The sequence below is a fragment of the Azospirillum lipoferum genome (assembly GCF_024170005.1).
Lineage (GTDB): Bacteria > Pseudomonadota > Alphaproteobacteria > Azospirillales > Azospirillaceae > Azospirillum > Azospirillum lipoferum.
Window position 1 is genome coordinate 65,005 of the sequence record NZ_JALJXJ010000001.1, and the last position, 26,384, is coordinate 91,388.

Genomic DNA, 26,384 nt, shown 5'->3' on the forward strand with positions numbered 1-26,384 from the left:
CCCCCGTGCAATTGCGCGGGGGCCGGTTTGTTTCGGGGGAGCAGCTTATGAGGGGGCCTGCGTCGAAGCTCCCTGCAACAACGCCTCCGCCGCATGACCCAGCGCCCGCTGGAGTTCCGCCGGGAAGTAGGGCTTGCGGACGAAGCCGAAGGGGTTGCATTCAGCGGCGCGATGGCGAGTTTCGGCATCGCCGAAGGCGGATGTGAAGATGCAGCGGATGCCCGTCTGCCTGCGGATCGTCGCCGCGGCCTCGATCCCGTCGCGCGGGCCGAGCAGGCGGATATCCATCATCACGACGTCCGGACGCAACCGCTCCGCTGCTGCGATGGCACCGTCGGCATTGTCCTCGATCCCGACGACGGCAAATCCCAGCATCCCCAGAATCTCTTCCAAAGCCATGGCGGCGAGGCTCTCGTCTTCGACGATGAGGATGCGAAGGGGGTGTTCGGAGGCAGGCGAAGGGTCGGTCATCATCATCGCGCAAAGAGTGTCACAAGGATTTTACAGGAGACACGCAACCAGCGAACCTGAAAAGCGCAGGATTATGACCAATGGCGAAGTCTGCGTCCGCCGCATGGGTGGGGAGGGCAAAGCGTTGCCCCGGCTGTCACCGGACACTTGTTTTTCACCGCTCCGGCGTACCATCTCTCTGATACGGCTGTTTTCACGAGCGAGCATCGCGGACCTGCACCTGTCCCTTGCAGGCTATTGGACGGGTTGTTGGCGGGTCTGCTCCCTTCTGCATGAGGAGACCGGCGATGGAACTGCGTGTCTGTTTCGAAAACATGGAAAACGTCAACGTCAACGACGCGGCGATGATGAAGCATTACACCAAGAGTTATCTGGCGGATTTCGACCCGGAATGGGCCGGCTTCATCATGCTGCCCCATGACGAGACCATGCGCGCGACGATGGAGCCCGCCTGGCAGGTGCTGATCCGTGACGCCACTCCGCGGACGGAGCAGGAGTTGCTGCGCTATCTCGATGAAAATCCGATGGCGGCCTATCACGTCCACGTCTACCGGCGCGACGGCGGCCGGAACGAGAGCAAGATCCACTGACGACGAAGGGGGCGCGGCAGGCGCCCCCTTTTCATCACTTTCTTCTTTGGGCGGGCTTCTTTGGGCCGGCACCGGCGCCGGCGGCTCAGCCGGCCGGGGTGCCCAACAGGCTGTCCAGCGGAACGAAGCGGTCGGCCATCTTGCGCGCCTCCTCCTTGTGGACCTTGAAGGTCTTCTCCGCGATGGCGTTGGAGACCACGAAATCCTGGTACGCCCGCTCCAGATGGAAGCGGTAGCGCGCCGACATTCCCTCGTCGTCCAGCCCTTCCATCCCATGGTCCGCCGACAGGTAATCGTGGAAGCGCTGCAGGATGTGCAGGCGGTTCACGTTCACCACGCGCTGGTCATAGGTGACATGGAAGAAGCGCAGGAAGTCTTCCGCGGTTTCCAGATCGTCGAGGTCGTCGGTGAAATCGCTCATCGTCGAAGGCTCCTCACGCGTGCTGCTGGGTGGAAGGGGAGGGGCCGCACCCCTCCTGATCGCAGATGTTGCCACAAGAACTGCAGGCCACACCGTCCAAACGGATATCGCCCAGCCGAATTTCCGACAGGCGGATGTTCTTATCAAGAAACTGTGACGGTACCGTTGCGGTGTGCGCCTCAAGGCGGGCTTCGATCCGGTTGATGTGCTCGATCAGGCAGGCAATGGCCTTGCCGACCGGGTCGGGCATCAGATGATGTTCCAGGTCGATGCCCTGATTGGAAAGATGGGGTTCCGAGAGTTGGCGGCCGGACAGCGGACGCTGGCTCTCCGGCCGCACCACCCGGCCGGGGATGCCGACCACCGTCATGCCCGGCGGTACCGGCTTGGTCACCACCGAGTTGGCACCGACCCGCGCGTTGGCTCCGACGGTGATCGGTCCCAGGATCTTGGCGCCGGCACCGACCAGCACGCCGTCCATCAGCGTCGGGTGCCGTTTGCCCTTGGTCCAGGAGGTGCCGCCCAGCGTCACCCCATGATAGAGCGTCACGTCGTCGCCGATCTCCGCCGTCTCGCCGATCACCACGCCGGCGCCATGGTCGATGAAGAAACGGCGGCCGATGTTGGCGCCCGGGTGGATGTCGATGTTGGTCACCGCGCGGGCGACATAGGACAGGAAGCGTGCCGGCCACCGCAGGCCCCGCCGCCACGCAGCATTGGCGAAGCGATGGAACACCAGCGCATGGATGCCGGGATAGCAGGTGAGCACGTCGAAGACGTTGCGCGCCGCCGGGTCCCGGTCGAACACGCAGGCGACGTCTTCGCGCAGCAGGGCGACGATTCCTGGAGAACTTCCGAGCTTGCTCATGTCGCCGCCTCCAGAAAGGCGTGCAGTTCTTCGGTCGTCGGCGGCCGTTTGGCCCGGGTGGCCAGTGCCCGCACGCGCGGCAGCACCGCCTGCGCCGTGGCGTCGTCGCAGGCGACGCCGAGCCGTTCATAGGCCAGCTTCACCGCGGTGGTGCCGGAATGCTTGCCCAGCACGATGCGGTGTTCGCGCCCGACCTCGGCCGGGTCGAAATTCTGGTAGGTGGCGCGGTCGCGCAGCAGCCCATCGACATGGATGCCGGCCTCGTGGGTGAAGACGGCGGCGCCGACGATCGACTTGTTGACCGCCACCGGCCGGTTCGACGCCCGCTCCACCAGATCGCTGATGGTGCCGAGCGACCGCGTCTCGACGCCGGTGTCGATGTGGTAGAGGTGCTTCAGCGACACCACCACCTCTTCCAGCGGCGCGTTGCCGGCGCGCTCGCCCAGGCCGTTCACCGTGGTGTTGACATGGGTGGCGCCGCCCAGCACCGCAGCCAGCGAATTGGCATTGGCGAGGCCCAAATCGTCATGGGCGTGGATCTCGATCTCCAGGTCGGTGGCCCGGCGCAGCCGTTCGATGCAGGCGCGCGTCTGGAAGGGATCGAGCACGCCCAGCGTGTCGGCGAAGCGGAAGCGCCGTGCGCCGGCTGCTTGCGCCACCGTGGCGGCGGCGATCAGGAAATCCATGTCGGCGCGCGACGAATCCTCGCCGCCGACGCTGACCTCCATCCCATGGTCGCGCGCCTGTTTCACCCGGCGCTCGATCTCCGCCAATGCCCAGGCGCGGCTGCGCTTCAGCTTCTTCGTGATGTGGATGTCCGACACCGGCATCGACAAATTGACGAAGCCGACGTTGCAGGACAGCGCCGCCTTCAGGTCGGTGTCGTGCATGCGGCACCACACCATCAGCCGGCCCTTCAGCCCCAGCGACGCCACGGCGCGGATGCCCTCACGCTCCTCCTCGCCCATGGCGGGAATGCCGATCTCCTGCTCCGGCACGCCGGCGGAGTCGAGCGCCTTGGCGATGGCGATCTTCTCGTCGAGCGTGAAGGCGACGCCGGCGGTCTGCTCGCCGTCGCGCAGCGTGGTGTCGTTGATGGTGGCGAAGGTGATGGGCATGGGGGCACCTCGCGCGTGGGGACCACCTGTCCCCTATGAGAAGTGTCGCAGACCGGGCCGGGAACCCGCCCCGACGGGGTGTCGTCGGGCGGGGTGCCGGGACGGGCCACCGGCCCGGCCTGCGATTCCGGTGTTACGAATAAACGGGCGCGAACTCTTTCGGCCGTCCGGCTTCCTGCTGCCAGTAGGGCGACAGGCTGCGCAGCTTGGCGATGATGCCGGGCACCACGGCGATGACCCGGTCGATCTCCTCCTCCGTCGTGTCGCGCGACAGCGAGAAGCGGGTGGCGCCATGGGCAGCGGTGTAGGGCACGCCCATGGCACGCATGACGTGGCTGGGCTCCAGCGATCCCGAGGTGCAGGCGGAGCCGGAGGACGCGGCGATGCCGGCCTCGTTCAGCAGCAGCAGGATCGCCTCGCCCTCGATGTATTCGAAGGCGATGTTGCAGGTGTTGGGCAGGCGGTCGTCCGGGTTGCCGGTGACGAAGCAGCTCGGCACCGCCGCCAGGATCGCCTGTTCCAGCTTGTCGCGCAGCGCCTTCACCCGCGTGTTCTCTTCGCCCATATGGACGAGCGCCAGCTGGGCGGCGGCGCCCAGCCCGACAATGGCGGGGGCGTTCTCGGTACCGGCGCGGCGCGAGCGTTCCTGATGGCCGCCGCGCAGCATCGGGCGGAAGCGCAGGCCACGTTTGACGTACAGCGCACCGATGCCTTTTGGGGCGTGCAGTTTGTGGCCGGACAGCGACAGCATGTCGATGGCGCTGTCGGCCAGCTTCATTGGGATCTTGCCGACTGACTGCACCGCGTCGGTGTGGAAGACGGCGCCGACCTCCTTGGCCATGCGCGCCAGTTCCTCCACCGGGAAGATTGTTCCGGTCTCGTTGTTGGCCCACATGATGGAGACGATGGCGACCCGGTCGGACAATGCTGCGCGGTAGGCCTCCATGTCGAGGTTGCCCCGGTTGTCCACCGGAATGCGGTGGACGGTGTAGCCGCGCTTCTTCTCCAGATACTCGCAGAGCGCCAGCACGCCGGGATGTTCGACCACGCTGGTGATGATCTCGCGCTTCTTCGGATAGGCCTCCAGCGCCGACAGAATGGCGGTGTTGTCGCTTTCCGTCCCGCCGGAGGTGAAAACGATCTCGCTGTCATGGGCGGCACCGAGCAGCGCCTGGACCTGCTTGCGCGCCCATTCGATCTTGCCGCCCACCGCGGCGCCGAAGCCGTGCATGGAGGACGGGTTGCCGAAATGCTCGGTGAAGAGCGGCAGCATCTCCTGCAGCACTTCCGGGTCGACGCGGGTGGTGGCGTTGTTGTCGAGATAGATGCCCTGGCTCATGGTCTGGCGCTCCCCTTAGCCCGCGTGGGCCGGCATGAGGGACGCGGGCTTGACCCGCACAAACTCGCCGAGCTTCTCGACCAGCTTCATCTGCACGCCCATCATCGTGCCGGCCGACTGCGAACAGCCGGAGCAGGCGCCGGAGAGCCGCACATAGATGTCCTTGCCGTCGATGTCGACCAGCTCCACGTCGCCGCCATCGCGCTGGATCTGCGGACGCATCTCCTCGATGGCGCTCATGATAGCCTGCATGCGCTGGACGTTGGTCAGCTTCGGGGCCGCCGCCGGCTCTGCCTTGGGCTCCAGCGGCTTGATGGCGTCCAGCCCGACGGTGCCGGGGGCATGCTTTGCGGCGGGCTTCAGGGCGCCGGTCTTCGCCAGCACCTCTTCCAGCACCTCCTCGATCTTCTCGTGGCAGGTCTGGCAGGAACCGCCGGCCTTGGTGTAGTGGGTGACCTCCTCCAGCGTGGTCAGGCCGTTGACGGTCACCGCCCGCTCGATCATCGCAGCGTCGATGCCGAAGCATTTGCAGACCAGCTCGCCTTCCTCATGGTCGTCTTCCCACGCCTCGCCCTTGTAGTTGGCAATGGCGGCGCGCAGAGCCTCCGCACCCATGACGGAGCAGTGCATCTTTTCCGGCGGCAAGCCGCCCAGATACTCGGCGATGTCGCGGTTGGTCAGGGTCAGCGCCTCGTCCACCGTCTTGCCGATGATCATCTCGGTCAGCGCGGACGACGACGCGATGGCCGACCCGCAGCCAAAGGTCTGGAACTTCGCATCCAGGATGATCTGGGTATCGGGATCGACCTTCAGCATCAGACGCAGCGCGTCGCCGCAGGTGATGGAGCCGACCTCGCCGACCGCGTTGGCGCTGTCCAGGACACCGGAGTTCTTCGGGTTGAAGAAGTGTTCCTTGACCTTGTCGGTGTAGTTCCACATGTCGCTGCTGCCTTTCCGTGGGGTGCGCGCCTAGGGGAAGAGATGTCCGGGAAAAATTCAGTGGGTCGAATAGGGGGCCGACGACCCGCAGCCCGACGAGGAGGTGGAGCAGGAGCCGCCGCCACCTTCACCGGCTGAGAAGGACTTGCCGCAGCCGCAGCTGCTGGTCGCGTTCGGGTTGTCGAATTTGAAGCCGGAGCCTTCGATGCCCTCGACGAAATCGACCACCACGCCCGACAGGAAGGGCTGGCTGTTGGCGTCGACGAAGATGGTGACAGGACCGAAGCTGAGTACCGTGTCGTCGTCGCCGGCCGCCGCCTCCAGGCCCATCTGGTATTTCAGGCCGGCGCAGCCGCCGTCGGTCACTGCGATCCGCAGGCCGGCCGCCGCACCGCCCGACTTCGCCAGGACCTGTTCCAGGGTGGAAACCGCCGCATCCGTCAGAGTCACCATGTCCCGCCTCCTCAAGCCGCGTTGCCGGGGGTGCCGGCCGATCTGACGAGGAGTAGAGCAAGGGCCGTGCCAAACTGTTAAATATTTGATTTACAAGAATTGTCAGGTTGGATTGGCTTGGCGAAAGTCCGACAATGTTTCGTCTGCCAATGGTTTTGTCGGGTTTGGCGCGTGTCGGATTTGCGACAGCCGCGACACTTCGCCGCACAAAAAAATTATGGTCTTTCTCCGCGCCCGCGAGCCTACCATGAGGCGTCGTCGGTGCGTCGGATGGTTGATTGGTGCAGCGGAAAACAGGGACGAGGGAAGCGATGAGCGACGAACCGATCGAACTCAGGATGTCGAACGGCCGCATGGCCTTCGGCGATGTGCCGGAACAGATCGACGAGCTTTTGCAGGAGGCGGTGAAGGCCCGAGACGTGCCGGAGGCCTGCGAGGCGCTGCTGTGGGAGGCGCACCGCAGGGGGCCACGGGTGCTGCCGGTCTTCTACGCGCTCTACAAATTCTACTTCAACCGCAAGAAGCTGGGAGAGGCGGAGCGGGTGGCCCGCATCGGGCTGGATGCCGCGGCCTTGCAGGGCGGTTTTTCGGCCGACTGGTCGCGGCTGACGTCAGGCTCCACCGACTGGACGGCGGCCGGGCCGGCGCGCTTCTTCCTGTTCACCATGAAGGCGCTGGCCTTCATCGAACTGCGCCGCCACAACCGGGACAAGGCACTGGCGATCCTCGCCAAGATGGCGGAGATCGACCCGGCCGATCAGGTCGGCTACGGCACCATCGCCGCGCTGGCCCGTGGGCTGGGCAATGGGACGGATGGAGAGGGCGGGGTTAGCGACCCACCCCGATAAAGCAGCCCCACAAAAAAGCCCCCCGGCCCAGGGGGGAACCGGGCCGGGGGCAGCGGGGATTTGCGTCTCACGACGCACTCACGACGCGCTCTCTCACGTCGGGAGGTTCTGCGGCCCCACCGGGGCAGTGGGGCCGCAAACCGGTCAGGCTGCGACGGATTCCAGGGCCGGATAGTCGGTGTAGCCCTTGGCGTCGCCGCCGTAATAAGTGGTGCGGTCCGGCTCGGCCAGCGAGGCGCCGACGCGGAAGCGGGCGGGCAGGTCCGGGTTGGAGATGAAGGGTTCGCCGAAGCTGACCGCGTCGGCCTCGCCCTTGGCGAGTGCCGCGTCGGCATCGCTGCGGCTGTAGCCGCCATTCAGGATGAACGGGCCCTTGTAGGCGGCGCGCAAGGCGGACGCCACATGCGGCGCACCCTCCGGCGGGGCCATGTGGTGGCCGGGCCGCCCCTCGATCACATGCAGATAGGCAAGGTTGAACGGGTTCAGCGCCTTGGTGATCGCCAGGAAATGCGGCAGCGGATCGCTGTCGGACATGTCGTTGAACACGCCGGTCGGCGACAGGCGGACGCCGATGCGGTCGGCGCCGACGGCATGGGCCGTTGCCTCCAGGATCTCCAGCAGGAAGCGGCAGCGGTTCTCCACCGTCCCGCCATACTGGTCGGTGCGGGTGTTGGTGCTGTCGCGCAGGAACTGATCGATCAGATAGCCGTTGGCCGCGTGGATCTCGACGCCGTCCAGGCCGGCATCGAACACCGCGCGCTTGGCGGCATCGGCAAAATGGCGGACCAGAGCGGGGATCTCGGCAGTCTCAAGAGCGCGCGGCACCGGGAACGGTTCCATGCCGGCGCCGGTGAAGAGCTGGCCCTTCGCCGCGATGGCCGAGGGAGCGACCGGGGCGGCGCCGTTCGGCTGGAAGCGCGGGTGGGAGATGCGACCGACATGCCAGAGCTGGGTGACGATCCGTCCGCCGGCGTTGTGCACGGCGTCCGCAACCGCCCGCCATGCCAGGGTCTGGGCGTCGGTGTGGATGCCCGGCGTGCTGGGATAACCCTGGGCGGTATCGCAGACCTGCGTCGCCTCGGTGATGATCAGGCCGGCCGAAGCGCGTTGCGCATAATATTCGGCGGTTAGCGCAGTCGGGCAGTTGCCTTCGCCGGCGCGGCTGCGGGTCATCGGCGCCATCACGACGCGGTTCGGCAGCTCGATCGCGCCGAGGCGCAGCGGGGTGAACAGATCCGGGATTGCGGTGCTGTGCAGATCGGTGCTTTGCGGCATGGCGGGAATACCCCCTGTTGGGCAAATCAGCTTGTATGTATGTGAGTACATACTTGAACCGGAGCCTGCCGCTTGTCAAGTATGTATCTGCATACTTATTATGACGTTGACGGGACGCACCGGAGAGGGACGGGTTTTGGACGCAAGCAACGAAGCTGACGGCTGTTGCCCCGGCAATGGCACGGAAGGTGCCTGCGAGGGTGGGGCACGCAAACGCGATCGCGCCGCCACCGAGGGTGCGCTGCTCGACGCCGCCAAGCTGGTGTTTGCCGAACGCGGCTTCGATGCGGCGACGACACGCGAGATTGCCGGGCGGGCCGGGGTCAACGAACAGCTGATCCAGCGCTATTTCTCAGGCAAGAGCGGGCTGCTGCTGGCGGTGGTGGAGCGCTATTGGCGCGAGGAATCGGGCGGCTGCGACCTGCCGCCGCCGCACGAGGATCTGGAGACCGACCTCGTCCGTTTCCTGCACGCCCAGTTGAAGCACAGCTGGGAATGCCGCGACTTCACCCGCGTCGTGCTGGCACGTGCTCTGGTCGATCCGGCGATCGCCGATGAGATGGCCCGCACCCTGTCGCAGAGCCGCATCCCCTGTCTGGTGAAGCGGCTGGAGGGGCATCGCGACCGTGGTGCCATTGCCGCCGACGCCGACCTTGCCAATGTGGCGGCCGGCATCGCGACGCTCAGCTTCGGGCTGGGCTTCCTCGATCAGGTGGTGTTCGGCCGCGACGATGCCGGCATCTGCGCGATGGTCGGCACGCTGGCCCACACCATCGCCCATGGACTGACGCCGCGGTAACGGTCACTCCGCGGCGGCAGCGGCCCGTGTGGTGGCGCGGTGGCTATGCACCGCGTCGGCGGTGAAGACGGCCAGCGCCACCCAGATGCAGGCGAAGGTGATGGCGTGGCCGCGGGTGAAGGCCTCGCCATAGACCAGCACGCCCAGCAGAAGCTGGCCGGTCGGTCCGACATATTGCAGCAGCCCCATGGTGGTCAGCGTCAGCCGTCCCGCACCGATCATGAACAGCACCAGCGGCACCGCCGTCATCGGCCCGGCCAGCACCAGCAGCGTGCTTTCTCCCCAGCCATGGCCGAAGGCGCCGCCGGCGCCCAGCCACAGCAGATAGCCGAGTGCGGCCGGCAGCAGCAGGGCGGTCTCCACCAGCAGGCCGATCACCGGATCGATCGCCGCCTTCTTGCGCACCAGAGCATAGAAGCCGAAGGACAGCGCCAGCGACAGCGCGACCCAGGGCACGGCGCCATAGCTGGCGACGAGGCTGCCCACGCCGGCCGTGGCGATGGCGACCGCCAGCATCCGGCCGCGGCTGAGCCGTTCATGCAGGAACAGCACGCCCAGCAGCACATTGATCAGCGGGTTGATGAAATAGCCCAGACTGGCCTCGACCAGCCGGTTGTTCACCACCGCCCAGATGAACACCGTCCAGTTGATGGTGACCAGCAGGGTGGTGACCACCAGGATGCCCAGCCGGCGCCAACTGCCCACCGCCGCGACGACGGCCGTCGGCCCGCGGGTCGCCAGCACGATGGCGCCGACCAGCACCACCGTCCACACCACGCGGTGGGCGACGATCTCCACCGCGCCGACATCGCCCAGCGATTTGAAGAAGACCGGGTTGACCAGCCCCCAGATCAGGTAGGAGGAGAGCGCCGCGACGAACGCCGCGGTTGTGGAGGTCGGGGCCTTGGCGGGCGACGAGGTCTGAACCATACCGTTCGTTTAGCACATTGTTTGTGCAATCCGGCAGCGGGCCGCCGGGCATGGCCGGGCTGCGCGGCCGGCATCGCTGCCTGCCACCCTCGGTCCGGGCATGAAAAAGCCCCGCCGAAGCGGGGCCTCTTCGTTCCTGACCGGACCGGAGCTGCGGTCAGGCGGCGGTGGCGACACCCTTGTCGGCCATCAGGGTCTGCAACTCGCCCGACTCGTACATCTCGCGGACGATGTCGCAGCCGCCGACCAGCTCGCCCTTGACGTAGAGCTGCGGGAAGGTCGGCCAGTTCGAATATTCCTTCAGACCCTGGCGCAGGCCCGGATCCTCCAGGATGTTGACGCCCTTGAACTTGACGCCGGTGTGGCTCAGCACCTGGACGACGGCGGCGGAGAAGCCGCACTGCGGGAACACCGGGGTGCCCTTCATGTAGAGCACGACATCGTTGTTCTTGATGTCCTGCTCGATGCGCTCGACGACGTTCTGATCGACCATGACTTGGGTAACCCTTCCGATTTGGCCCGGCGGTGCCGGAGCCTTAGTCCGTTGCAACTTTGATCAGGCGCCTTCCGGCACCGCGGTGGTCAGCGCCAGGGCGTGCAGTTCGCCGCCCATCTTTCCCTGGAGGGACGCGTAGACCATCTGGTGCTGCTGCACCCGGCTCTTGCCCTTGAAGGCGGCGGAGGTGACGAGCGCGGCATAATGGTCACCGTCGCCGCGCAGGTCCGCGATCTCCACGACCGCGTCCGGGATGCCTTCCTTGATGAGCTTTTCGATCGTGGCGGCTTCCATCGCCATGGGTACGGTCCTCGCTCTGTTCAGGATTGCCCCGCCCGGGCACACGCTTATCGAGATAGAGTAGGTGCGGCCGGGCCGTTTGTCATCCACCGGCAAGTATTTGCCGCCCTGCGGAAGACGCCGTGACGGCCCGGGGCATCACCGGATCACTCGCCGAACACGCGCTTGAACACGGTGTCGACATGCTTGGTGTGGTAGGACATGTCGAACATCGGCTCCAGCTTGTCGCGGCCGATATGCTTGGCGATGTCGGCGTCGTTCGACAGCAGGTCCAGGTAGTTGCCGCCCTTTTCCCACACCTGCATGGCGTTGCGCTGCACCGCCTTGTAGCTGTCCTCGCGGCTCATCCCAGCCTGGGTCAGCGCCAGCAGCACGCGCTGCGAGAAGACCAGCCCGCCCAGGTCGTCCAGGTTCTTCTGCATGCGCTCCGGATAGACCACCAGCTTTTCCATCATGCTGGTCAGGCGCACCAGCGCGAAGTCCAGCGTGACGGTGGCGTCGGGGCCGATCATCCGCTCGACCGAGCTGTGGGAGATGTCGCGCTCGTGCCACAGCGCGACGTTCTCCAGCGCCGGGACCACGGCGGAGCGCACGATGCGGGCCAGACCGGTCAGGTTCTCCGACAGGACCGGGTTGCGCTTGTGCGGCATCGCCGACGAGCCCTTCTGGCCGGGGTGGAAATACTCCTCCGCCTCGCGCACTTCGGTGCGCTGGAGGTGGCGGATTTCCGTCGCCAGATTCTCGATGCTCGACGCGATCACGCCCAGCACGGAGAAGAAGAAGGCGTGGCGGTCGCGCGGGATGACCTGGGTCGACACCGGCTCGACCGACAGGCCGAGCTTGGCGGCGACATGCTCCTCCACCCGCGGGTCGATGTTGGCGAAGGTGCCGACGGCGCCGGAGATGGCGCAGGTGGCGATGTCCTGGCGCGCCTGGACCAGACGCTCGCGACCGCGGGCGAAGGCGGCATAATGGCCGGCCAGCTTCAGGCCGAAGGTCGTCGGCTCGGCATGGATGCCGTGGCTGCGGCCGATAGTGACGGTGTTCTTGTGCTCGTAGGCCCGGCGCTTCAGCGCGGCCAGCAGGGCGTCCATGTCGGCCAGCAGCAGGTCGGCGGCCTGGGTCAGCTGCACCGCAAGGCAGGTGTCCAGTACGTCCGACGAGGTCATGCCCTGGTGGACGAAGCGGGCCTCGGGGCCGACATACTCGGCGAGATTGGTCAGGAAGGCGATGACGTCGTGGCGGGTCTCGCGCTCGATCTCGTCGATGCGGTCGATCTCCCACTTGCCGCGCTCCCACACCGCCTTGGCGGCCTCCTTCGGGATCACGCCCAGCTCGGCCTGCGCGTCGCAGGCGTGCGCCTCGATCTCGAACCAGATGCGGAAGCGGTTTTCCGGCTCCCAGATGCGGGCCATTTCGTGGCGGGTATAGCGGGGGATCATCGGCACTCTCCGGAGGAAGCGGGCGCTGGATTGAACGTGGCTTGCGGGTCTCGTAGCTCGCGCGCGCGACCATAGCGGTGCCGGGGTGCGTTTTAAAGTCTCGCGATAGCCCCTTGCCATAGGTGATTCCGGTCCGTTCGCAGCGGCTCGTCTCCGCAGGCATTAATCTTCGCGGCCGAATCGTTCCCGGCCAAAGGGAATCCGCGCCTAACGCTTGGCTGGCGGACTTTCCGCCAATTCCCTGTCAATGTGCCGGCTTGTACGCTTCTGTCCATCCAAGGACGAGGAAAACAGTCAAAGAGTCGCGCCTGGGTGGATTTCCTTTGCTTGCAGTTGAATCCGCGCGAGCATTAAGCAACACTTGCACAGCGCGTCAGGGCCGGCCCCAGCCGGCTTCCGTGAGTTCCATCAGACAGGCCATCCGAAGGGAGCCCTTCTTGTCCGACCCCGTCGCCGAGCTGGTCCGTGCGCCGTCGCGCTCGTCCGACGAGGCCCGGCTTTACCGGCTGCAATTCCTGGCGTCAATGGCGCTGGTGTCGGCACTCGTCCTCGGACTCGGCTTCTATTTCGTCTGGCAGCATTGGGCCGACCTGGAGCATGACCTGCAACAAAGCGAAGCACGCTATGTCCAGGAGCAGCATCAGGCTCTAGAGCAGGAGGTGGAGAATGCGCAGTCCTATCTCGCCTACATGCGCTCCCGCGTCGAGCCGCTTCTGAAGGAGCAGCTGCGCGCCCAGGTGGACGAGGCCTATTCCATCGCCCGCAGCGTCCACGACCGGGAAAAGGACATCCTGCCCGAAGCGTCGGTGAAGGAATCGATCAAGCAGACGCTGCGGCCGCTGCGCTTCTCCGGCGGGCGCGGCTACTATTTCATTAATGACCTGAGCGGCGAATCCGTGCTGATGCCGATCGACCCGGCGCGGGAGGGGACCTCGCCCTTCGCCGCTCCCGATCCGCAGGGAGCTGCGGTGGTGCGCGAGCTGATGCGGGCGGTCCAGGATCCCAGCCTGCGCGGCTTCGCCCGCTATCGCTGGCGCATGCCGGACGACCCGACACAGGCGGTCGACAAGCTGGCCTTCGTCCGCCGTTTCGAACCCTATGACTGGCTGGTCGGCGCCAGTGACTCGCTGGGTGCGGTGGAGGCGCGCCTGCAGCACGAATCGCTGGAGCGGCTGCGCGCCTTCCGCTTCGGCGAGACCGGCTATATCGGTGTGCTGCGCCAGGACGGGCAGGTGCTGCTGTCGCCCACCGCCCCGGCGTCGGAGGGGATGAACGCCCGCGATCTGCCGTGGAAGACGGAGCGGGACCTCGTCACCCGGCTGCTGGAGCTTGGCCGCCAGGGCGGCGGGGAGCTGCGCTACGACTGGATCCATCCGGTTACCGCGCGGCCGACACCAAAGATGGCCTATGTCTCGGCTCCCAGCGTCTGGGGCTGGATCCTGGTCGCCGGCTTCTACATCGATGACGTCAGCAAGGAGATGGAGGCCCGCCGGGCGGAGATCAGCCGCGGCGTCAACCAGCGGGTCTGGACCACGGTGGGGGTGCTGGGCGTGGCGCTGGCCGCGTCGGTCGGGGTGTCGTGGCTGGTCACCGGCTGGATCCGGCGCATCGTCGGCAGCTACCAGCTGCGGGCCCGGCATAGCGACAGCATGCTGCGCGAACGGGCGCGCCAGCTCTATCTCGCCAACTTCTTCATCGACCATGTGTCGGAGATCGTGGTGCTGGCCGACGCCAGCCTGCGCATCGCCTACATCAACCCCTTCGGCTGCCGGGCATTGGGTGGGACGCCGGAGGATCTGGTGATGGGGCAGGCCGACCTGCTGAAGCGCTTCGCGTCGGAGGGCGAGGATGCGGCCAGCCATTACGAGACCGTCTATCGCACCGCCGATGGCCGGACGCTGGAGCTGGAGGTCACCGCCAGCCGCATCACCTACGAGGGCGACGTCTATTACTCCGCCATCGCCCGCGACATCAGCGAGCGCAAGCGGGCGGAATGGCAGCTGCGCCTGTCGGCCAAGGTGTTCGACAACGCGGCGGAGGGCATGTTCGTCGCCAACGAACGCCGGCAGATCGTCGCCGCCAATGACGCCTTCGCCCGCATCACCGGCTATGATCCCGACGAGGTGCTGGGCCGCGGCCCGGAATTCCTGCGCTCCGACCGCAATCCGCCCGGCTTCTACGAGGAACTGTGGGCGCAGCTGCGCGAAAACGGCCATTGGGCCGGCGAGATCTGGAGCACCCGCAAGAACGGCGAGGTGTTCCCGGAATGGCTGAGCGTCAAGCTGGTCCGCAATGAGGACGGCGCCGTTGCCAACTACATCGCGGCTTTCACCGACATCACGGCGATCCGGGCGCAGGAGGAGCGCATCCGCCATCTGGCGCAGTTCGACTTCCTGACCGACCTGCCCAACCGCTTCCTGCTGCGCGACCGGCTGGAGCGCGCCATGCTGGCCGCCGGGCGGCACGGCACCAAGGTCGGGCTGCTGTTCGTCGACCTCGACCGCTTCAAGACCATCAACGACAGCCTGGGCCATCAGGTCGGCGACGGTCTGCTGCGCGAGGTGGCGGCACGGCTGCTCGGCACCGTGCGGGCCAGCGACACCGTCAGCCGGCAGGGCGGCGACGAGTTCATCATCCTGATCAGCGACATGGACAGTCCCGATGCCGCCGGCATCGTCGCGCGCAAGGTTCTGCATGCCCTGTCCGAACCCTACGTGATCGACGGCCACGAGTTGCAGGTCACGCCCTCCATCGGCATCGCCGTCTACCCCGACGACGGCACCGGCATCGACGGGCTGCTGAAGAGCGCCGACATGGCGATGTATGCCGCGAAGGAGGCCGGGCGCGCGACCTACCAGTTCTTCACATCGGAGCTGAACCGCCGCGCGTCGGACCGGATGTGGACGGAAAGCAACCTGCGCCGGGCGCTGGCCAACAATGAGCTGGAGCTGCATTTCCAGCCGCAGTTCTCGCTGGACGGCCGCCGGCTGATCGGGGCGGAGGCGCTGGTGCGCTGGCGCCAGCCTGACGGCACGCTGATCATGCCCGGCCAGTTCATCCCGGTGGCCGAGGACACCGGTCTTATCCTGCCGCTGGGCGACTGGGTGCTGGGCGAGGCCTGCCGCCGCGCGGCGGAACTGCTGCGCCACCGGAACCTGCTGATCGCCATCAACCTGTCGGCGGTGCAGGTGCGCCGGCCCGGGCTGGCGGAGCGGGTGGCTGGTTGGATGTCCGCCTACGGTATTCCGCCTTCGTCGATGGAACTGGAGGTGACGGAAAGTGTCCTGATGGACGAGTCCGACGTGGTGTCGGAAACCTTCTCGCAACTGCGCGAAATGGGGGTGCAACTCGCCATCGACGATTTCGGCACCGGCTATTCGTCACTGGCCTATCTGAAGCGCTTCCGCGTCGACAAGCTGAAGATCGACCGCAGCTTCGTCAGCGGGCTGCGCGCCGGCAATCCGGACAGCGGTGCCATCGCCGAGGCGATCATCGGCATGGCGCGGTCCTTGCGCATGCACACGCTGGCCGAAGGGGTGGAGACGGAAGAGCAGTACGACTGCCTCGCCGAACTGGGCTGCGACCAGTGCCAGGGCTATCTGCTGGGCCGCCCGATGCCCTACGAGGACTTTCTGGAGTTCGTCCGGCGGGACACTGCGGCAGCCGAACCGCGGGTTGCCGAAGCGGTGGAGTAGGCCCCCGGGCCTCCCCGCGACCGTCAGCCGTACCGCAGCAGCCGCGTCCCATTCGCCTTCAGCCAAGCCCGCGGCCAGTCAACGCCGGTGCCGTCCGTCAGGCTGGCGCACAGCGCCCAGAAGCGCGGCGAATGGTTCATCTCGCGCAGATGCGCCACCTCGTGCCCGACCACATAGTCCAGCACCGGCTCCGGCGCCAGGATCAGCCGCCAGGAAAAGGACAGCCGGCCGGTGGATGAGCAACTGCCCCAGCGGCTCTTGGTGTCGCGGATGGTGACCGCTGCCACACGGGCGCCGATGGTCGCGGCCTTCAGCCGGGCGCGGGTCGCCAGTTCGCGCTTGGCTTCCGCCGTCAGGAAGTCGCGGACGCGGCGGGCGACATGCTCCGGCTGGCCGCCGACCAGCAGGGCGCCGTCCGCGATCCGGGTCGGGCCGCGCAGGGCAGGGTCATGGCGGATGACATGCTCGACGCCGAGATAGGGCACGCCGGCGCCGTCCACGAAGGGCAAGGAGGGAGGCATCGCCGCCAGCCGCGCCCGCAGCCAGCCGTCGTGCCGGCCGACGAACTGGCGAGCATCGGTTTCCGAAACGCCCACCGGCACCACCACCTGGACCAGTCCGCGCCCGGCGTCGACGCGCAGGGTCATGCGGGTTGCGCGGGCGCTCTCCCGCAATTCCAGCGGGATCGGCAGGCCGGAAATCTCCAGCGCGCGGGGCGGCTGGGGCGGCCGGGCGGCAGGTTTCTTGCGGCGACGCAGGAGGGCGGGAAGGCGTTGCACCATGCCGTCTTATAGCGCGGCCACCGCGGAATGCGGAAGCGTCCTCCGCCCTTTGTCGGAATGGTACAACGGCGCAGTTTCGGCTTAAAGCATTAGGGCTTTCGAACGATCCCATGCCATGGGGTCTACTGAGGTCACATTTGACACGATCGATCGAGGCACAAAATAAAGGTGGGGTAACGCGGTGGTCTGACGACCTCCCATTTATCCCAAGTTCTGTCGCCTGTTTTCCTAATGGTCAGTCTTCGCCTTAGCCTTGCCCCTTAGCCTATCCGAGTATACGCCGATGCCTCTCATTCCAGGACAAATGTCGACACGTGAGGATTGGCTGGACGCACTGCTGTCGGCCAATGGCTCTCCCCAGGCCTTGCTTGGCGAGGATGGACGTATTCTGGTGGCGAACCGTGCCTTCACCGACCTGATCGGCAGCACGCCGGACAGGGTGGAGGGGCGGACGCTGGCGGAGGCCGGGCTGCCGGCCGAAACGGCCGGGGGGATCGACGGGCTTCGGCGGCAGGTGATGGCGACCGGTATGCCGACCTCAACCGCCGGCCCTGTCGCCGGGCTTCCCTACACCGTGGCGCTGACGCCAGTGTCGGATGCCGATGGCAGTATCCATGCGGTGGCGCTGGTCGCCGACGCCGGGGCTGCCGCCTTGGCCGAAGCGCGGGCGGAGGCGGCACAGGCCCGGGCCGATGCCGAGCGCGCCCGCACCGCCAAGGGCAAGTTCCTGTCGGCGGCCAGCCACGATTTGCGCCAGCCCTTCCAGGCGATGCACCTGTTTCACCATCTGCTGAGCGGCCGGCTGACCGATCCCGCCTCCATTGAGCTGGCGAACAAGCTGGAACAGGCGATCATCGGCGGCGAGACGCTGCTGCGCGCCCTGCTGGAGGTCTCGGCGCTGGAGGCCGGACTGGTCACCGCCAAGCCGCAGACTTTCCCGGTCGACGATCTGCTCGCCAAGATGCTGGAGGAGTTCGGGCCGGAGGCGGAGGCCAAGGGCCTGCGCTTCAACGTCCATCCGCTCGACGCCCAGGTCACCAGCGACCCGGTGCTGATGGAGCGTCTGCTGCGCCCGCTGCTGGCCAATGCGCTGCGCTATACGCTGAAGGGCGGTGTCCTGTTGGCGGCGCGGCGGCGTGGTGACCGGCTGCGGATCGAGGTATGGGACACCGGCATCGGCATCGACCCGTCCAACCACGCGGTGATCTTCGAGGACTTCCACCAGCTCGGCAATCCGGGGCGCGACCGCAAGCAAGGGCTGGGGCTTGGTCTCGCCATCGCGCGGCGGCTGGCTCAGGTGCTGGGGCATCCGGTGACGGTGCGCTCCAAGCTCGGCAAGGGTTCCGTCTTCGCGGTGGAGGTGCCGCTGGGCGGCAATGACGGTGACCGCTCGGGCGACGACTCCGCCGGTAGCGAGCCCGAGCCAGCAGCCGGACAGTCTTCCGCCGGGGCTGCCGCCACTCCCGTCGTGGCCGGCACGGTGCTGGTGATCGAGGATGACGCCATGCAGTTGGAGGGGATCGGGCTGCTGCTGCGCGGCTGGGGCTATGCCGTCATCCCCGCCCGTGGCATCGACGAGGCCTGTGCCGGGCTGGGTGGCGGTGCCGTCGCCCCCGACCTCGTGCTGTCCGACCTGCGCCTGTCTGGGCCGGAAACCGGCATCGACGCCATCCAAGCGGTCCGCGCCCGCTGCGGCCGGCGGGTGCCGGGGGTGATCGTCACCGGCGATACCGATCCCGACCGGCTGCGCATCGTCGACCGCAGCGGCATTCCCCTGGTCCACAAGCCCTGCGATCCGACCGCCCTGCGCCGTCTGCTCAGCCGCAGCCTGCCAGCCACCCGCCTACCGGATGCCGGCCGGCCGGAGGCCCCCGGTCCGCGTTAGCTTTTCCGCACCCGAGCATTTTCGCTCCGCAACATTCCGGCGCTGCGGTTTTCACGTCATAAAACTGTAATGCGGCGACTTGACAGACCCTGGTATGCGTGCGCAGTGTGACGGTTAGAGCAACCAAACAGTTTCGAAAACGATCATCGTGCCGCCGGTCTTTTTCGCAAGCGCACACAACGCCGTATGCGTTTGCCACCAAAACTTCACGAAAGCGTCGCGGGACGGCAACCCGTTGCCCTCATGACAACCGCGAACCATACCGGGACAGGGAGACCCACCGCATGTTGACCCGCCGCAAGCTCGCCCTCCTGACGGGCGCCGCCACCACCTCCGCCCTGCTGTTCGCCGCCGCCTTGCCGGGTTCGGCTTTGGCGCAGACCAAGACGGTGGTCGATTTCTGGCATGGCCTGCCGCAGCCGCTGGGCGGCCAGCTGGAGCAGATCGTCAAGGACTTCAACGACAGCCAGCAGGCGGTCCAGGTCAACGCCTCCTACAAGGGCAGCTATCCGGAGACGATGCAGGCGGCCATTGCCGCCTTCCGCGCCGGCAACGCGCCGCACATCGTGCAGATGTTCGAGGTCGGCACCGCCACCATGATGGCCGCCGGCCCGGCGGTGAAGCCGGTCTACCAGCTGATGCAGGAGACGGGAGCGTCCTTCGACCCCGACGCCTACATCCCGGCGGTGAAGGGCTACTACTCGTCCAAGGACGGGAAGATGATGGCGCTGCCGTTCAACAGCTCCACCGCCATCATGTTCTACAACAAGGACGCCTTCACCAAGGCCGGCCTCGACCCCAACAAGGCGCCAACAACCTGGCCGGAACTGGTCGACGCGGCGAAGAAGCTGAAGGCGTCGGGATCGAGCTGCCCCTTCACCACCTCCTGGCCGACCTGGGTTCAGCTTGAACAGCTGGGCGCGATCCACAACACGCCCTTCGCCACCCAGGCCAATGGCTATGGCGGCCTGAACGCCGAACTGAAGATCGACGCCCCGCTCTACGTCAAGCATGTCCAGACCCTGATCGACATGCAGAAGGACGGGCTGTTCAAGTATGGCGGCCGCGACAACAAGCCGGACGCCCTGTTCCCGTCGGGCGAATGCGCGATGATCCAGGGTTCCTCCTCGCTGCGCAGCCGTATCCTGAAGGAGGCGACCTTCGCCTGGGGTGCCGCGCCGCTGCCCTATTGGCCGGAATTCGCCAACAATGATCCGAAGAACGGCATCATCGGCGGTGCCGCCTTCTGGGTGATGACCTCGCCCAAGCGCACGCCGGCCGAATACAAGGCGGTGTCGCAGTTCTTCACCTATCTCGCCAAGCCCGAGGTCGACGCCAAGTGGCACATGGACACCGGCTATGTCCCGGTGACGCTGAAGGGCATCGAGATCGCCAAGGCGCAGGGCTATTACGAGAAGAACCCCGGCGCCGACGTGCCGGCCGCCCAGCTGACCCGGACGCCGACCACCGAGAACAGCATGGGCCTGCGCCTGGGCAACCTGCCGGAAATCCGCAACATCATCCAGGAAGAGCTTGAGAAGGCCTTCCAGGGCCAGCAGGACGCCAAGCAGGCTCTCGACGCCTCGATCAAGCGTGGCAACACCGTGCTGCGCAACTTCGAGCGCGCCAACAAGGGCTGATTGGTCGGTTGTAACCTCCCTCTCCCGCCTTGGGAGAGGGAAGGGTGAGGGGTAGGGCAAGGATCATCGTTCCATGTCCGGGATACCCCTCACCCTCCCCACCGCTTCGCGGCGGGTCCCCTCCCTCTCCCGGGGCGGGAGAGGGCATGAACAGAGAAAGACCATCCTGTGCAGCGTCGCGTCACCTTCGACAACCGGCTGTTGCCTTACCTGCTGCTGGCGCCGCAGGTGACGGTGACGCTGGTGTTCTTCATCTGGCCGGCGGCCAATGCCATCTGGCAGTCGGTGCATCTGCAGGACGCCTTCGGCATCCGCAGCGAGTTCGTCTGGTTCGAGAACTTCACCCATGTGCTGAGCGACCCGAACTATCTCGACACTCTGAAGGTGACTGTCGTCTTCAGCATCGCGGTGACCGTGCTGGCGATGGGGGTGGCGCTGCTGCTGGCGGTGCTGGCCGATTCGAAGATCAAGGGTGCCCGCGCCTACAAGACGCTGCTGATCTGGCCCTACGCGCTGGCCCCGGCCGTCGCGGCGGTGCTGTGGATGTTCATCTTCAACCCGGACATCGGGTCCTTTGGCCAGGCACTGCGGGCGCTGGGCTATGACTGGGACTACCGGCTGAACGGCGGTCAGGCGCTGGTGATGGTGATCATGGCCGCCAGCTGGAAGCAGGTGTCCTACAACTTCATCTTCTTCCTGGCCGGCCTCCAGGCGATCCCGCGATCGGTGATGGAGGCCGCCAGCATCGACGGTGCCGGGCCGATGCGGCGGTTCTGGACCATCACCTTCCCGCTGCTGTCGCCGACCACCTTCTTCCTGCTGGTGGTCGACATGGTCTACGCCTTCTTCGAGACCTTCGGCACCATCCATGCCCTGACCCAGGGCGGGCCGGGCAAGGCGACGGAGACGCTGATCTTCCGTGTCTACCAGGATGGCGTGGTCAACAACGACCTCGGCGGATCGTCGGCACAGTCAGTGATCCTGATGGTGATCGTCATCGCGCTGACCGCGGTGCAGTTCCGCTTCGTCGAGCGCAAGGTCCATTACGCATGAAGCCGACCCGTTTCATCGATCTGGTGCCGCACATCGTGCTGATCGTCGGCGTGCTGATCTTCGCCTATCCGATCTATGTGACGCTGATCGGCTCCACCTGGGATTCCGGCACCATCGGCCGTGGAGGGCTGCCGCTGTGGCCGGGCGGGCAGGGGATGGTCAACTATGCCCAGGCCTGGGCCGGAGAGGCCGGCGAGCGGGCGCTCTACACGCCCGTCCGCACCATGATGCTGAACAGCCTGGTGATGGCGCTGTCCATCGCGGTGGGCAAGATCGCCATCTCGATCCTGTCGGCCTATGCGGTGGCCTTCTTCCGCTTCCCACTGCGCATGGCGTTCTTCTGGCTGATCTTCATCACGCTGATGCTGCCGGTGGAGGTTCGGATCATCCCGACCTACAAGGTCGTCGCCGATCTGGGCCTGATCAATACCTATGCCGGGCTGGCGATCCCGCTGATCGCGTCGGCCACCGCGACGCTGCTGTTCCGCCAGTTCTTCCTGACCATTCCCGATGAACTGCTGGAGGCTGCGAAGATCGACGGCGCCGGACCGGTGCGCTTCTTCATCGACGTGGTGCTGCCGCTGTCGCGCACCAACATCGCGGCGCTGTTCGTCATCCTCTTCATCTATGGCTGGAACCAGTATCTCTGGCCGCTTCTGGTCACCAGCAGCGGCGACATGGAAACCATCGTGACCGGCATCACCAAGATGATCGGCACCGGCGAATCGGCCAATGACTGGCACATCATCATGGCGACCACGGTGCTGGCGATGCTGCCGCCGGTGGCGGTGGTGGTGCTGATGCAGCGCTGGTTCGTCAAGGGTCTTGTGGACAGCGAAAAGTAAGCGCGGGCGAAGGGACAGAAGAACAATGGCAACCGTTGAAATCCGCAATGTCCGCAAATCCTACGGTCCGGTCGAAGCGATCAAGGGCATCGACATCGCGATCCAGGACGGCGAATTCCTCGTCCTGCTCGGCCCGTCAGGCTGCGGCAAGTCCACCCTGCTGCGCATGGTCGCCGGGCTGGAGGGCATCACCGGCGGCCAGATCGCCATTGGTGGGCGCGTGGTCAACGATCTGGACCCCAAGGACCGCGACATCGCGATGGTGTTCCAGAACTACGCACTCTACCCGCACATGACGGTCTTCGACAACATGGCCTATGGCCTGAAGATCCGCGGGATTCCGAAGGCGGAGATCCGCGCCCGCGTCGACAAGGCGGCAAACATCCTCGAACTCGGCCGTTTCCTCGACCGCCGGCCGAGCCAGCTGTCGGGCGGCCAGCGCCAGCGGGTTGCCATGGGCCGCGCCATCGTGCGCGAACCGGCCGCCTTCCTGTTCGACGAGCCGCTGTCGAACCTGGACGCCAAGCTGCGCACCCAGATGCGGGTGGAGATCAAACGGCTTCAGGATCGGCTGGGCATCACCAGCCTCTACGTCACCCACGATCAGGTGGAGGCGATGACGCTGGCCGACCGGATCCTGGTGATGAACCATGGCGTGGCCGAGCAGATCGGCACGCCGCTGGAGGTCTATCAGCGCCCGGCCAGCCTGTTCGTCGCCGGCTTCATCGGCTCGCCGCCGATGAATGTGCTGGACGGCCGCATCGACGACCACGGCGAGGTGGTGCTGGTGCCCGGCGGCCAGCGTCTGCCCCTGCCGCAGCCGCGTCCGACCGACGCCGGCCGGCCGATCAAGCTGGGCATCCGGCCGGAACATCTGGCCGTCGCCGCGGAAGGCTTCTCCATTGAGGTCGAGCTGGTGGAGGCGCTGGGGGCCGACACCGTGGTCTATGGCCGCCTGCCGGACAGCGAAACCCTGCTGGTCCGCATGGCCGGCATCCCTACCGTGCGCGAGCGTGACCGGCTGACCGTTACCCCGCAGGACGGCGCCCTGCACCTGTTCGACGCGGTGACGGGCCGCCGGGTGGAGTGATGCGCCCGATCAGAAATCCGAACAGCGTCCCTTGAACTCCCAGTCACCGTAGCGGGTCGGCTCCGGCCCCTTCGGGCCGCCGATCTCGCCGGGCTTCTGTTCAGGGGCTTTCGTTTCCGTGGCGTCCGGAGCGGCCTCGATGGCCGAGGTCTTGGTCACCGCCTCGACGGCGTCCTGCTGCGGCTTGGTCGGTTCGGTCATCATATCCATCGCGATAATGCGGGCATCTTGAAGGCGGGCGCTGATCGGGCCCATATCTGGGATTGGAGCGGGTTACTCCGCTTCGGCCCATCCTGAACCGATATGGCGATCATGACCAGCTATCTGAAGACCACCATCCTCCTTGCCGGCCTGACGGCGATCTTCATGGCGGTCGGCTTCCTGCTGGGCGGCAAGACCGGCCTGATCATCGCCTTCGTCATGGCGTTGGGGATGAACCTGTTCAGCTATTGGAATTCGGGCGACATGGTGCTGTCGATGTACGGCGCCCGCGAGGTCGACGCCTACTCGGCGCCCGAATTCCACGGCATCGTCGCCCGGCTGGCGGAGCGTGCCGGCCTGCCGATGCCGCGCGTCTACATCATCGAGAACGACCAGCCCAACGCCTTCGCCACCGGCCGCGATCCGGAACATGCGGCGGTTGCCGCCACCACCGGCCTGCTGCAACGCCTGACGCCGGAGGAGATCGCCGGCGTGATGGCGCATGAGCTGGCCCATGTGAAGAACCGCGACACCCTGATCATGACGATCACCGCGACCATCGCTGGTGCGGTGTCGATGCTCGCCAATTTCGGCCTGTTCTTCGGCGGCTCCAGCAATGACGAGCGCGGCGGCAACCCGCTGGGCATGGTTGGCGGCATCCTGGCCGCCATCCTGGCCCCCATCGCCGCGACGCTGGTGCAGATGGCGATCAGCCGCACCCGCGAGTTCGAGGCCGATCGCATCGGTGCCGAGATCTGCGGCCGCCCCAATTGGCTGGCCGATGCGCTGACCAACATCCACAACAGCGCCAACCACATCCCCAACTATCAGGCGGAGGCGCATCCGGCGACCGCCCACCTGTTCATCGCCAATCCCCTCAGCGGTGCCAGCATGGCCAGCCTGTTCTCCACTCACCCCGACATGGGCGAGCGAGTGGCGCGGCTGCGTGCGATGGCGGCCCGGAGCGGCAGCTTCAGCGGCGGGTTCGGTGGTGGTGGCAGATTTGGCGGTAGCCAGACCCCACCGCGTGATGGCCGTTCTCCCTGGGGCGCGCCGCCGCAGGGCTCCCAGGGCGGCTTCATGCCGCAGAACCGCCGCGGCCCCTGGGGCTGATCGGGGGCTGAACCCCGCAGGTCTCCTCTGGTAAAGCATTGCGTGTTGAAGGGGTAGGCGACTACCCTTTCGGCTCGCGCTCAACCATGACGGTCGCCAGGGGAAGTTTGCATGTCCGACGCCGCGAAATACCGCCTCGTTACCCGGTCCGATTTCGACGGGCTCGTCTGCGCCGTCCTGCTGAAGGAGTTGGGCATCCTCGACGAGATCAAGTTCGTTCACCCCAAGGATATGCAGGACGGCAAGATCGAGATCACCGGCCGCGACATCACCACCAACCTGCCTTATGTCGAAGGCGCCCATCTGGTGTTCGACCATCACCTGTCGGAGACCATGCGCGTCGGCGAGAAGCCCAATTACATCATCGACCCCAAGGCCCCCTCCGCCGCCCGTGTTGTCTATGACTATTATGGCGGAAAGGAGCGCTTCCCCGCCATCTCCGACGAGATGATGGCCGCGGTGGATCAGGCCGACTCGGCGCAGTACCAGCGCGAGGACATCCTGAACCCGACCGGTTGGACCCTGCTGAACTTCATCATGGACGCGCGCACCGGGCTCGGCCGCTTCCACGAGTTCCGGGTGTCGAACTACCAGCTGATGATGGACCTGATCGACTATTGCCGCAGCCATTCCATCGCGCAGATCCTGGAACTGCCGGACGTGAAGGAGCGGGTGGACCTCTATACCCAGCATGCCGAGCTGTTCGTCGACCAGTTGAAGCGCTGCGCCACAGTGCGCGGCAACGTCGTCGTGCTTGACCTCCGCAGGGAGGAGACGATCTATGCCGGCAACCGCTTCATGATCTACGCGCTGTTTCCCGACACCAACGTGTCGATCCATGTGCTGTGGGGCCTGAAGCAGCAGAACACCGTGCTGGCCTGCGGCAAGTCGATCCTGAACCGCAACTCCAAGACCGACATCGGCCCGCTGATGTTGCAATATGGCGGCGGCGGCCATCAAGCGGCCGGTACCTGCCAGGTCGACAACGACCGGGCCGAAGAGGTATTGGAGGCCATCGTCGCCCGCATGCGTGCCGACGGCTGACCGTCACCGACCGGGTCCTGAGCGATTGAGCGCCTTTCTTCCCTTCCCCGACGGTGCCCTGTTCGATGCCGGCTGGCTGTCCGCCCTGTCGGACGAGGTGCCGAGGGCGGAGGTGCTCGACCGTGCCCGTCCGGTCCTGGCGGACGCCATTGCCCGCACCGATGCGGCAGGGACGGCGGCGCTGGCCTGCATCGACGCACTGGTGGCGGGGGCAGCGCTCGATGCCATTCCGGCCCTGCTGGCGGCGGAGACGGTGGAACTGCCCGATGCCGCGGCGGCGAGCGAGCGCTCGATCCATGACCTGATGAGCCGTGTCGCCTACAAGCGGCGCGAGCTGATGCCGCTGTTCCCGGATCTGATCGAACGGGTGGCCGCCGTCCATGCCGCCGCGATCCGGGCCTGCGGCAATGCGCGCTGGCAGCTGATGGCGGCGCGGGCGCGGATGCAGCCCGGCCGGCCGTCCAGCCCAATCCAGGGGGCCGGCACCCGCTATGTGAAGAGCGACCGTTTCGATGCCCGTGCCGCCGAGAGCCTGCCGTCGATCGATCGCACCCGCGCCGACCGCATCCTGAAGCGGCTGGGCGAAGCACCGGTGCCCGATGAACTGGAGCTTTGCCCGCTGGACGACGGTGGCGATCTCTGGACCATCAAGGCCGGTGGGATCAGCCGCTTCATCCTGCGGGTCGAGCGCGATCGGCGGGGACCGTTCTACATGGTGGAGGATGTCGGGCCGCAAGCGGCTTGAGC

Annotated in this window: 26 protein-coding genes; 12 read left to right on the plus strand and 14 right to left on the minus strand. The window is 66.4% G+C overall.

Going from position 1 to position 26,384, the window contains the following annotated elements:
• Nucleotides 1-45: 45 nt before the first annotated feature.
• Nucleotides 46-477 (minus strand): response regulator, encoded by a 432-nt coding sequence (locus J2848_RS00390; RefSeq protein ID WP_246193743.1) that lies wholly within the window; start codon nt 475-477, stop codon nt 46-48.
• 281 nt (nt 478-758) lie between these two features.
• Between J2848_RS00390 and J2848_RS00395 the strand changes: the two genes are divergently transcribed.
• A complete protein-coding gene (locus tag J2848_RS00395; RefSeq protein WP_149230516.1) occupies nt 759-1,061 on the plus strand; it encodes a hypothetical protein in 303 nt (100 codons plus the stop codon).
• 85 nt (nt 1,062-1,146) lie between these two features.
• On the opposite strand, the gene nifW is transcribed toward J2848_RS00395, so the two are convergent.
• The 6 genes from nifW to J2848_RS00425 form a co-directional block, all read right to left on the minus strand.
• Nucleotides 1,147-1,482, minus strand: a complete 336-nt coding sequence (gene nifW, locus J2848_RS00400; RefSeq protein WP_149230517.1) for a nitrogenase-stabilizing/protective protein NifW — start codon at nt 1,480-1,482, stop codon at nt 1,147-1,149.
• Nucleotides 1,483-1,495: 13 nt separating this feature from the next.
• Nucleotides 1,496-2,350, minus strand: coding sequence for a serine O-acetyltransferase (gene cysE / locus J2848_RS00405; protein WP_149230518.1), 855 nt, complete (start codon nt 2,348-2,350; stop codon nt 1,496-1,498).
• Nucleotides 2,347-3,468, minus strand: a complete 1,122-nt coding sequence (gene nifV / locus J2848_RS00410; RefSeq protein ID WP_149230519.1) for a homocitrate synthase — start codon at nt 3,466-3,468, stop codon at nt 2,347-2,349. Before nifV ends, cysE begins: the two co-directional genes overlap by 4 nt.
• A gap of 133 nt (nt 3,469-3,601) precedes the next feature.
• Nucleotides 3,602-4,807 carry a cysteine desulfurase NifS gene (nifS, locus tag J2848_RS00415; protein WP_149230520.1) on the minus strand — a complete coding sequence of 402 codons (1,206 nt, stop codon included), beginning with the start codon at nt 4,805-4,807 and terminating at the stop codon, nt 3,602-3,604.
• 15 nt (nt 4,808-4,822) lie between these two features.
• A complete protein-coding gene (gene nifU / locus J2848_RS00420; RefSeq protein WP_149230521.1) occupies nt 4,823-5,746 on the minus strand; it encodes a Fe-S cluster assembly protein NifU in 924 nt (307 codons plus the stop codon).
• A gap of 57 nt (nt 5,747-5,803) precedes the next feature.
• Nucleotides 5,804-6,199, minus strand: a complete 396-nt coding sequence (locus tag J2848_RS00425) for a HesB/IscA family protein (protein ID WP_149230522.1) — start codon at nt 6,197-6,199, stop codon at nt 5,804-5,806.
• A 311-nt stretch (nt 6,200-6,510) separates the two neighbouring features.
• Between J2848_RS00425 and J2848_RS00430 the strand changes: the two genes are divergently transcribed.
• Nucleotides 6,511-7,047, plus strand: a complete 537-nt coding sequence (locus tag J2848_RS00430) for a hypothetical protein (RefSeq protein ID WP_149230523.1) — start codon at nt 6,511-6,513, stop codon at nt 7,045-7,047.
• A gap of 144 nt (nt 7,048-7,191) precedes the next feature.
• On the opposite strand, the gene J2848_RS00435 is transcribed toward J2848_RS00430, so the two are convergent.
• Nucleotides 7,192-8,322 (minus strand): alkene reductase, encoded by a 1,131-nt coding sequence (locus J2848_RS00435; RefSeq protein ID WP_149230524.1) that lies wholly within the window; start codon nt 8,320-8,322, stop codon nt 7,192-7,194.
• 136 nt (nt 8,323-8,458) lie between these two features.
• Between J2848_RS00435 and J2848_RS00440 the strand changes: the two genes are divergently transcribed.
• Nucleotides 8,459-9,121: a TetR/AcrR family transcriptional regulator gene (locus J2848_RS00440; RefSeq protein ID WP_149230525.1), complete on the plus strand. Its 663-nt coding sequence runs from the start codon at nt 8,459-8,461 to the stop codon at nt 9,119-9,121.
• A 3-nt stretch (nt 9,122-9,124) separates the two neighbouring features.
• Here the strand turns inward: J2848_RS00440 and rarD are convergent, their stop codons facing one another.
• The 4 genes from rarD to purB all read right to left on the minus strand — a co-directional run bounded on the left by rarD (nt 9,125) and on the right by purB (nt 12,289).
• Nucleotides 9,125-10,051: an EamA family transporter RarD gene (gene rarD, locus J2848_RS00445; protein ID WP_149230526.1), complete on the minus strand. Its 927-nt coding sequence runs from the start codon at nt 10,049-10,051 to the stop codon at nt 9,125-9,127.
• Between the two features lie 157 nt (nt 10,052-10,208).
• A complete protein-coding gene (gene grxD, locus J2848_RS00450; protein ID WP_085088255.1) occupies nt 10,209-10,544 on the minus strand; it encodes a Grx4 family monothiol glutaredoxin in 336 nt (111 codons plus the stop codon).
• A gap of 63 nt (nt 10,545-10,607) precedes the next feature.
• Complete coding sequence (locus tag J2848_RS00455) at nt 10,608-10,847, minus strand: BolA family protein (protein WP_012973287.1); 240 nt, start codon at nt 10,845-10,847, stop codon at nt 10,608-10,610.
• A 146-nt stretch (nt 10,848-10,993) separates the two neighbouring features.
• The gene (purB, locus tag J2848_RS00460) at nt 10,994-12,289 is read right to left on the minus strand and encodes an adenylosuccinate lyase (RefSeq protein WP_149230527.1); all 1,296 of its coding nucleotides are present in this window, start codon (nt 12,287-12,289) and stop codon (nt 10,994-10,996) included.
• A gap of 437 nt (nt 12,290-12,726) precedes the next feature.
• Here purB and J2848_RS00465 point away from each other — a divergent pair, with 437 nt between their 5' ends.
• Entirely contained in the window at nt 12,727-15,984 is a 3,258-nt protein-coding gene (locus J2848_RS00465; RefSeq protein WP_149230528.1) for a bifunctional diguanylate cyclase/phosphodiesterase, read from the plus strand.
• Between the two features lie 23 nt (nt 15,985-16,007).
• Here the strand turns inward: J2848_RS00465 and J2848_RS00470 are convergent, their stop codons facing one another.
• A complete protein-coding gene (locus J2848_RS00470; RefSeq protein WP_149230529.1) occupies nt 16,008-16,766 on the minus strand; it encodes a M48 family metallopeptidase in 759 nt (252 codons plus the stop codon).
• A 304-nt stretch (nt 16,767-17,070) separates the two neighbouring features.
• Here J2848_RS00470 and J2848_RS00475 point away from each other — a divergent pair, with 304 nt between their 5' ends.
• The 5 genes from J2848_RS00475 (at nt 17,071) to J2848_RS00495 (ending at nt 23,279) form a co-directional block, all read left to right on the plus strand.
• Complete coding sequence (locus tag J2848_RS00475; RefSeq protein ID WP_246193744.1) at nt 17,071-18,651, plus strand: hybrid sensor histidine kinase/response regulator; 1,581 nt, start codon at nt 17,071-17,073, stop codon at nt 18,649-18,651.
• 284 nt (nt 18,652-18,935) lie between these two features.
• A complete protein-coding gene (gene ugpB / locus J2848_RS00480) occupies nt 18,936-20,291 on the plus strand; it encodes a sn-glycerol-3-phosphate ABC transporter substrate-binding protein UgpB (protein WP_149230531.1) in 1,356 nt (451 codons plus the stop codon).
• Nucleotides 20,292-20,459: 168 nt separating this feature from the next.
• Nucleotides 20,460-21,344 (plus strand): sn-glycerol-3-phosphate ABC transporter permease UgpA, encoded by an 885-nt coding sequence (ugpA, locus tag J2848_RS00485; RefSeq protein ID WP_149230532.1) that lies wholly within the window; start codon nt 20,460-20,462, stop codon nt 21,342-21,344.
• On the plus strand, nt 21,341-22,189 hold the full coding sequence (gene ugpE / locus J2848_RS00490; RefSeq protein ID WP_149230533.1) for a sn-glycerol-3-phosphate ABC transporter permease UgpE: 849 nt from the start codon (nt 21,341-21,343) through the stop codon (nt 22,187-22,189). Before ugpA ends, ugpE begins: the two co-directional genes overlap by 4 nt.
• Nucleotides 22,190-22,214: 25 nt before the next feature.
• Nucleotides 22,215-23,279, plus strand: a complete 1,065-nt coding sequence (locus J2848_RS00495) for a sn-glycerol-3-phosphate import ATP-binding protein UgpC (RefSeq protein WP_149230534.1) — start codon at nt 22,215-22,217, stop codon at nt 23,277-23,279.
• A 9-nt stretch (nt 23,280-23,288) separates the two neighbouring features.
• Here J2848_RS00495 and J2848_RS00500 read toward each other — a convergent pair whose 3' ends face one another.
• Nucleotides 23,289-23,480, minus strand: a complete 192-nt coding sequence (locus tag J2848_RS00500) for a DUF1674 domain-containing protein (protein WP_412506252.1) — start codon at nt 23,478-23,480, stop codon at nt 23,289-23,291.
• 102 nt (nt 23,481-23,582) lie between these two features.
• Here J2848_RS00500 and htpX point away from each other — a divergent pair, with 102 nt between their 5' ends.
• The 3 genes from htpX to J2848_RS00515 all read left to right on the plus strand — a co-directional run bounded on the left by htpX (nt 23,583) and on the right by J2848_RS00515 (nt 26,382).
• Nucleotides 23,583-24,593, plus strand: a complete 1,011-nt coding sequence (gene htpX, locus J2848_RS00505) for a zinc metalloprotease HtpX (protein ID WP_149230536.1) — start codon at nt 23,583-23,585, stop codon at nt 24,591-24,593.
• Between the two features lie 111 nt (nt 24,594-24,704).
• Nucleotides 24,705-25,637, plus strand: a complete 933-nt coding sequence (locus J2848_RS00510) for a DHH family phosphoesterase (RefSeq protein ID WP_149230537.1) — start codon at nt 24,705-24,707, stop codon at nt 25,635-25,637.
• A 25-nt stretch (nt 25,638-25,662) separates the two neighbouring features.
• Complete coding sequence (locus J2848_RS00515; protein WP_149230538.1) at nt 25,663-26,382, plus strand: hypothetical protein; 720 nt, start codon at nt 25,663-25,665, stop codon at nt 26,380-26,382.
• Nucleotides 26,383-26,384 lie beyond the last annotated feature (2 nt).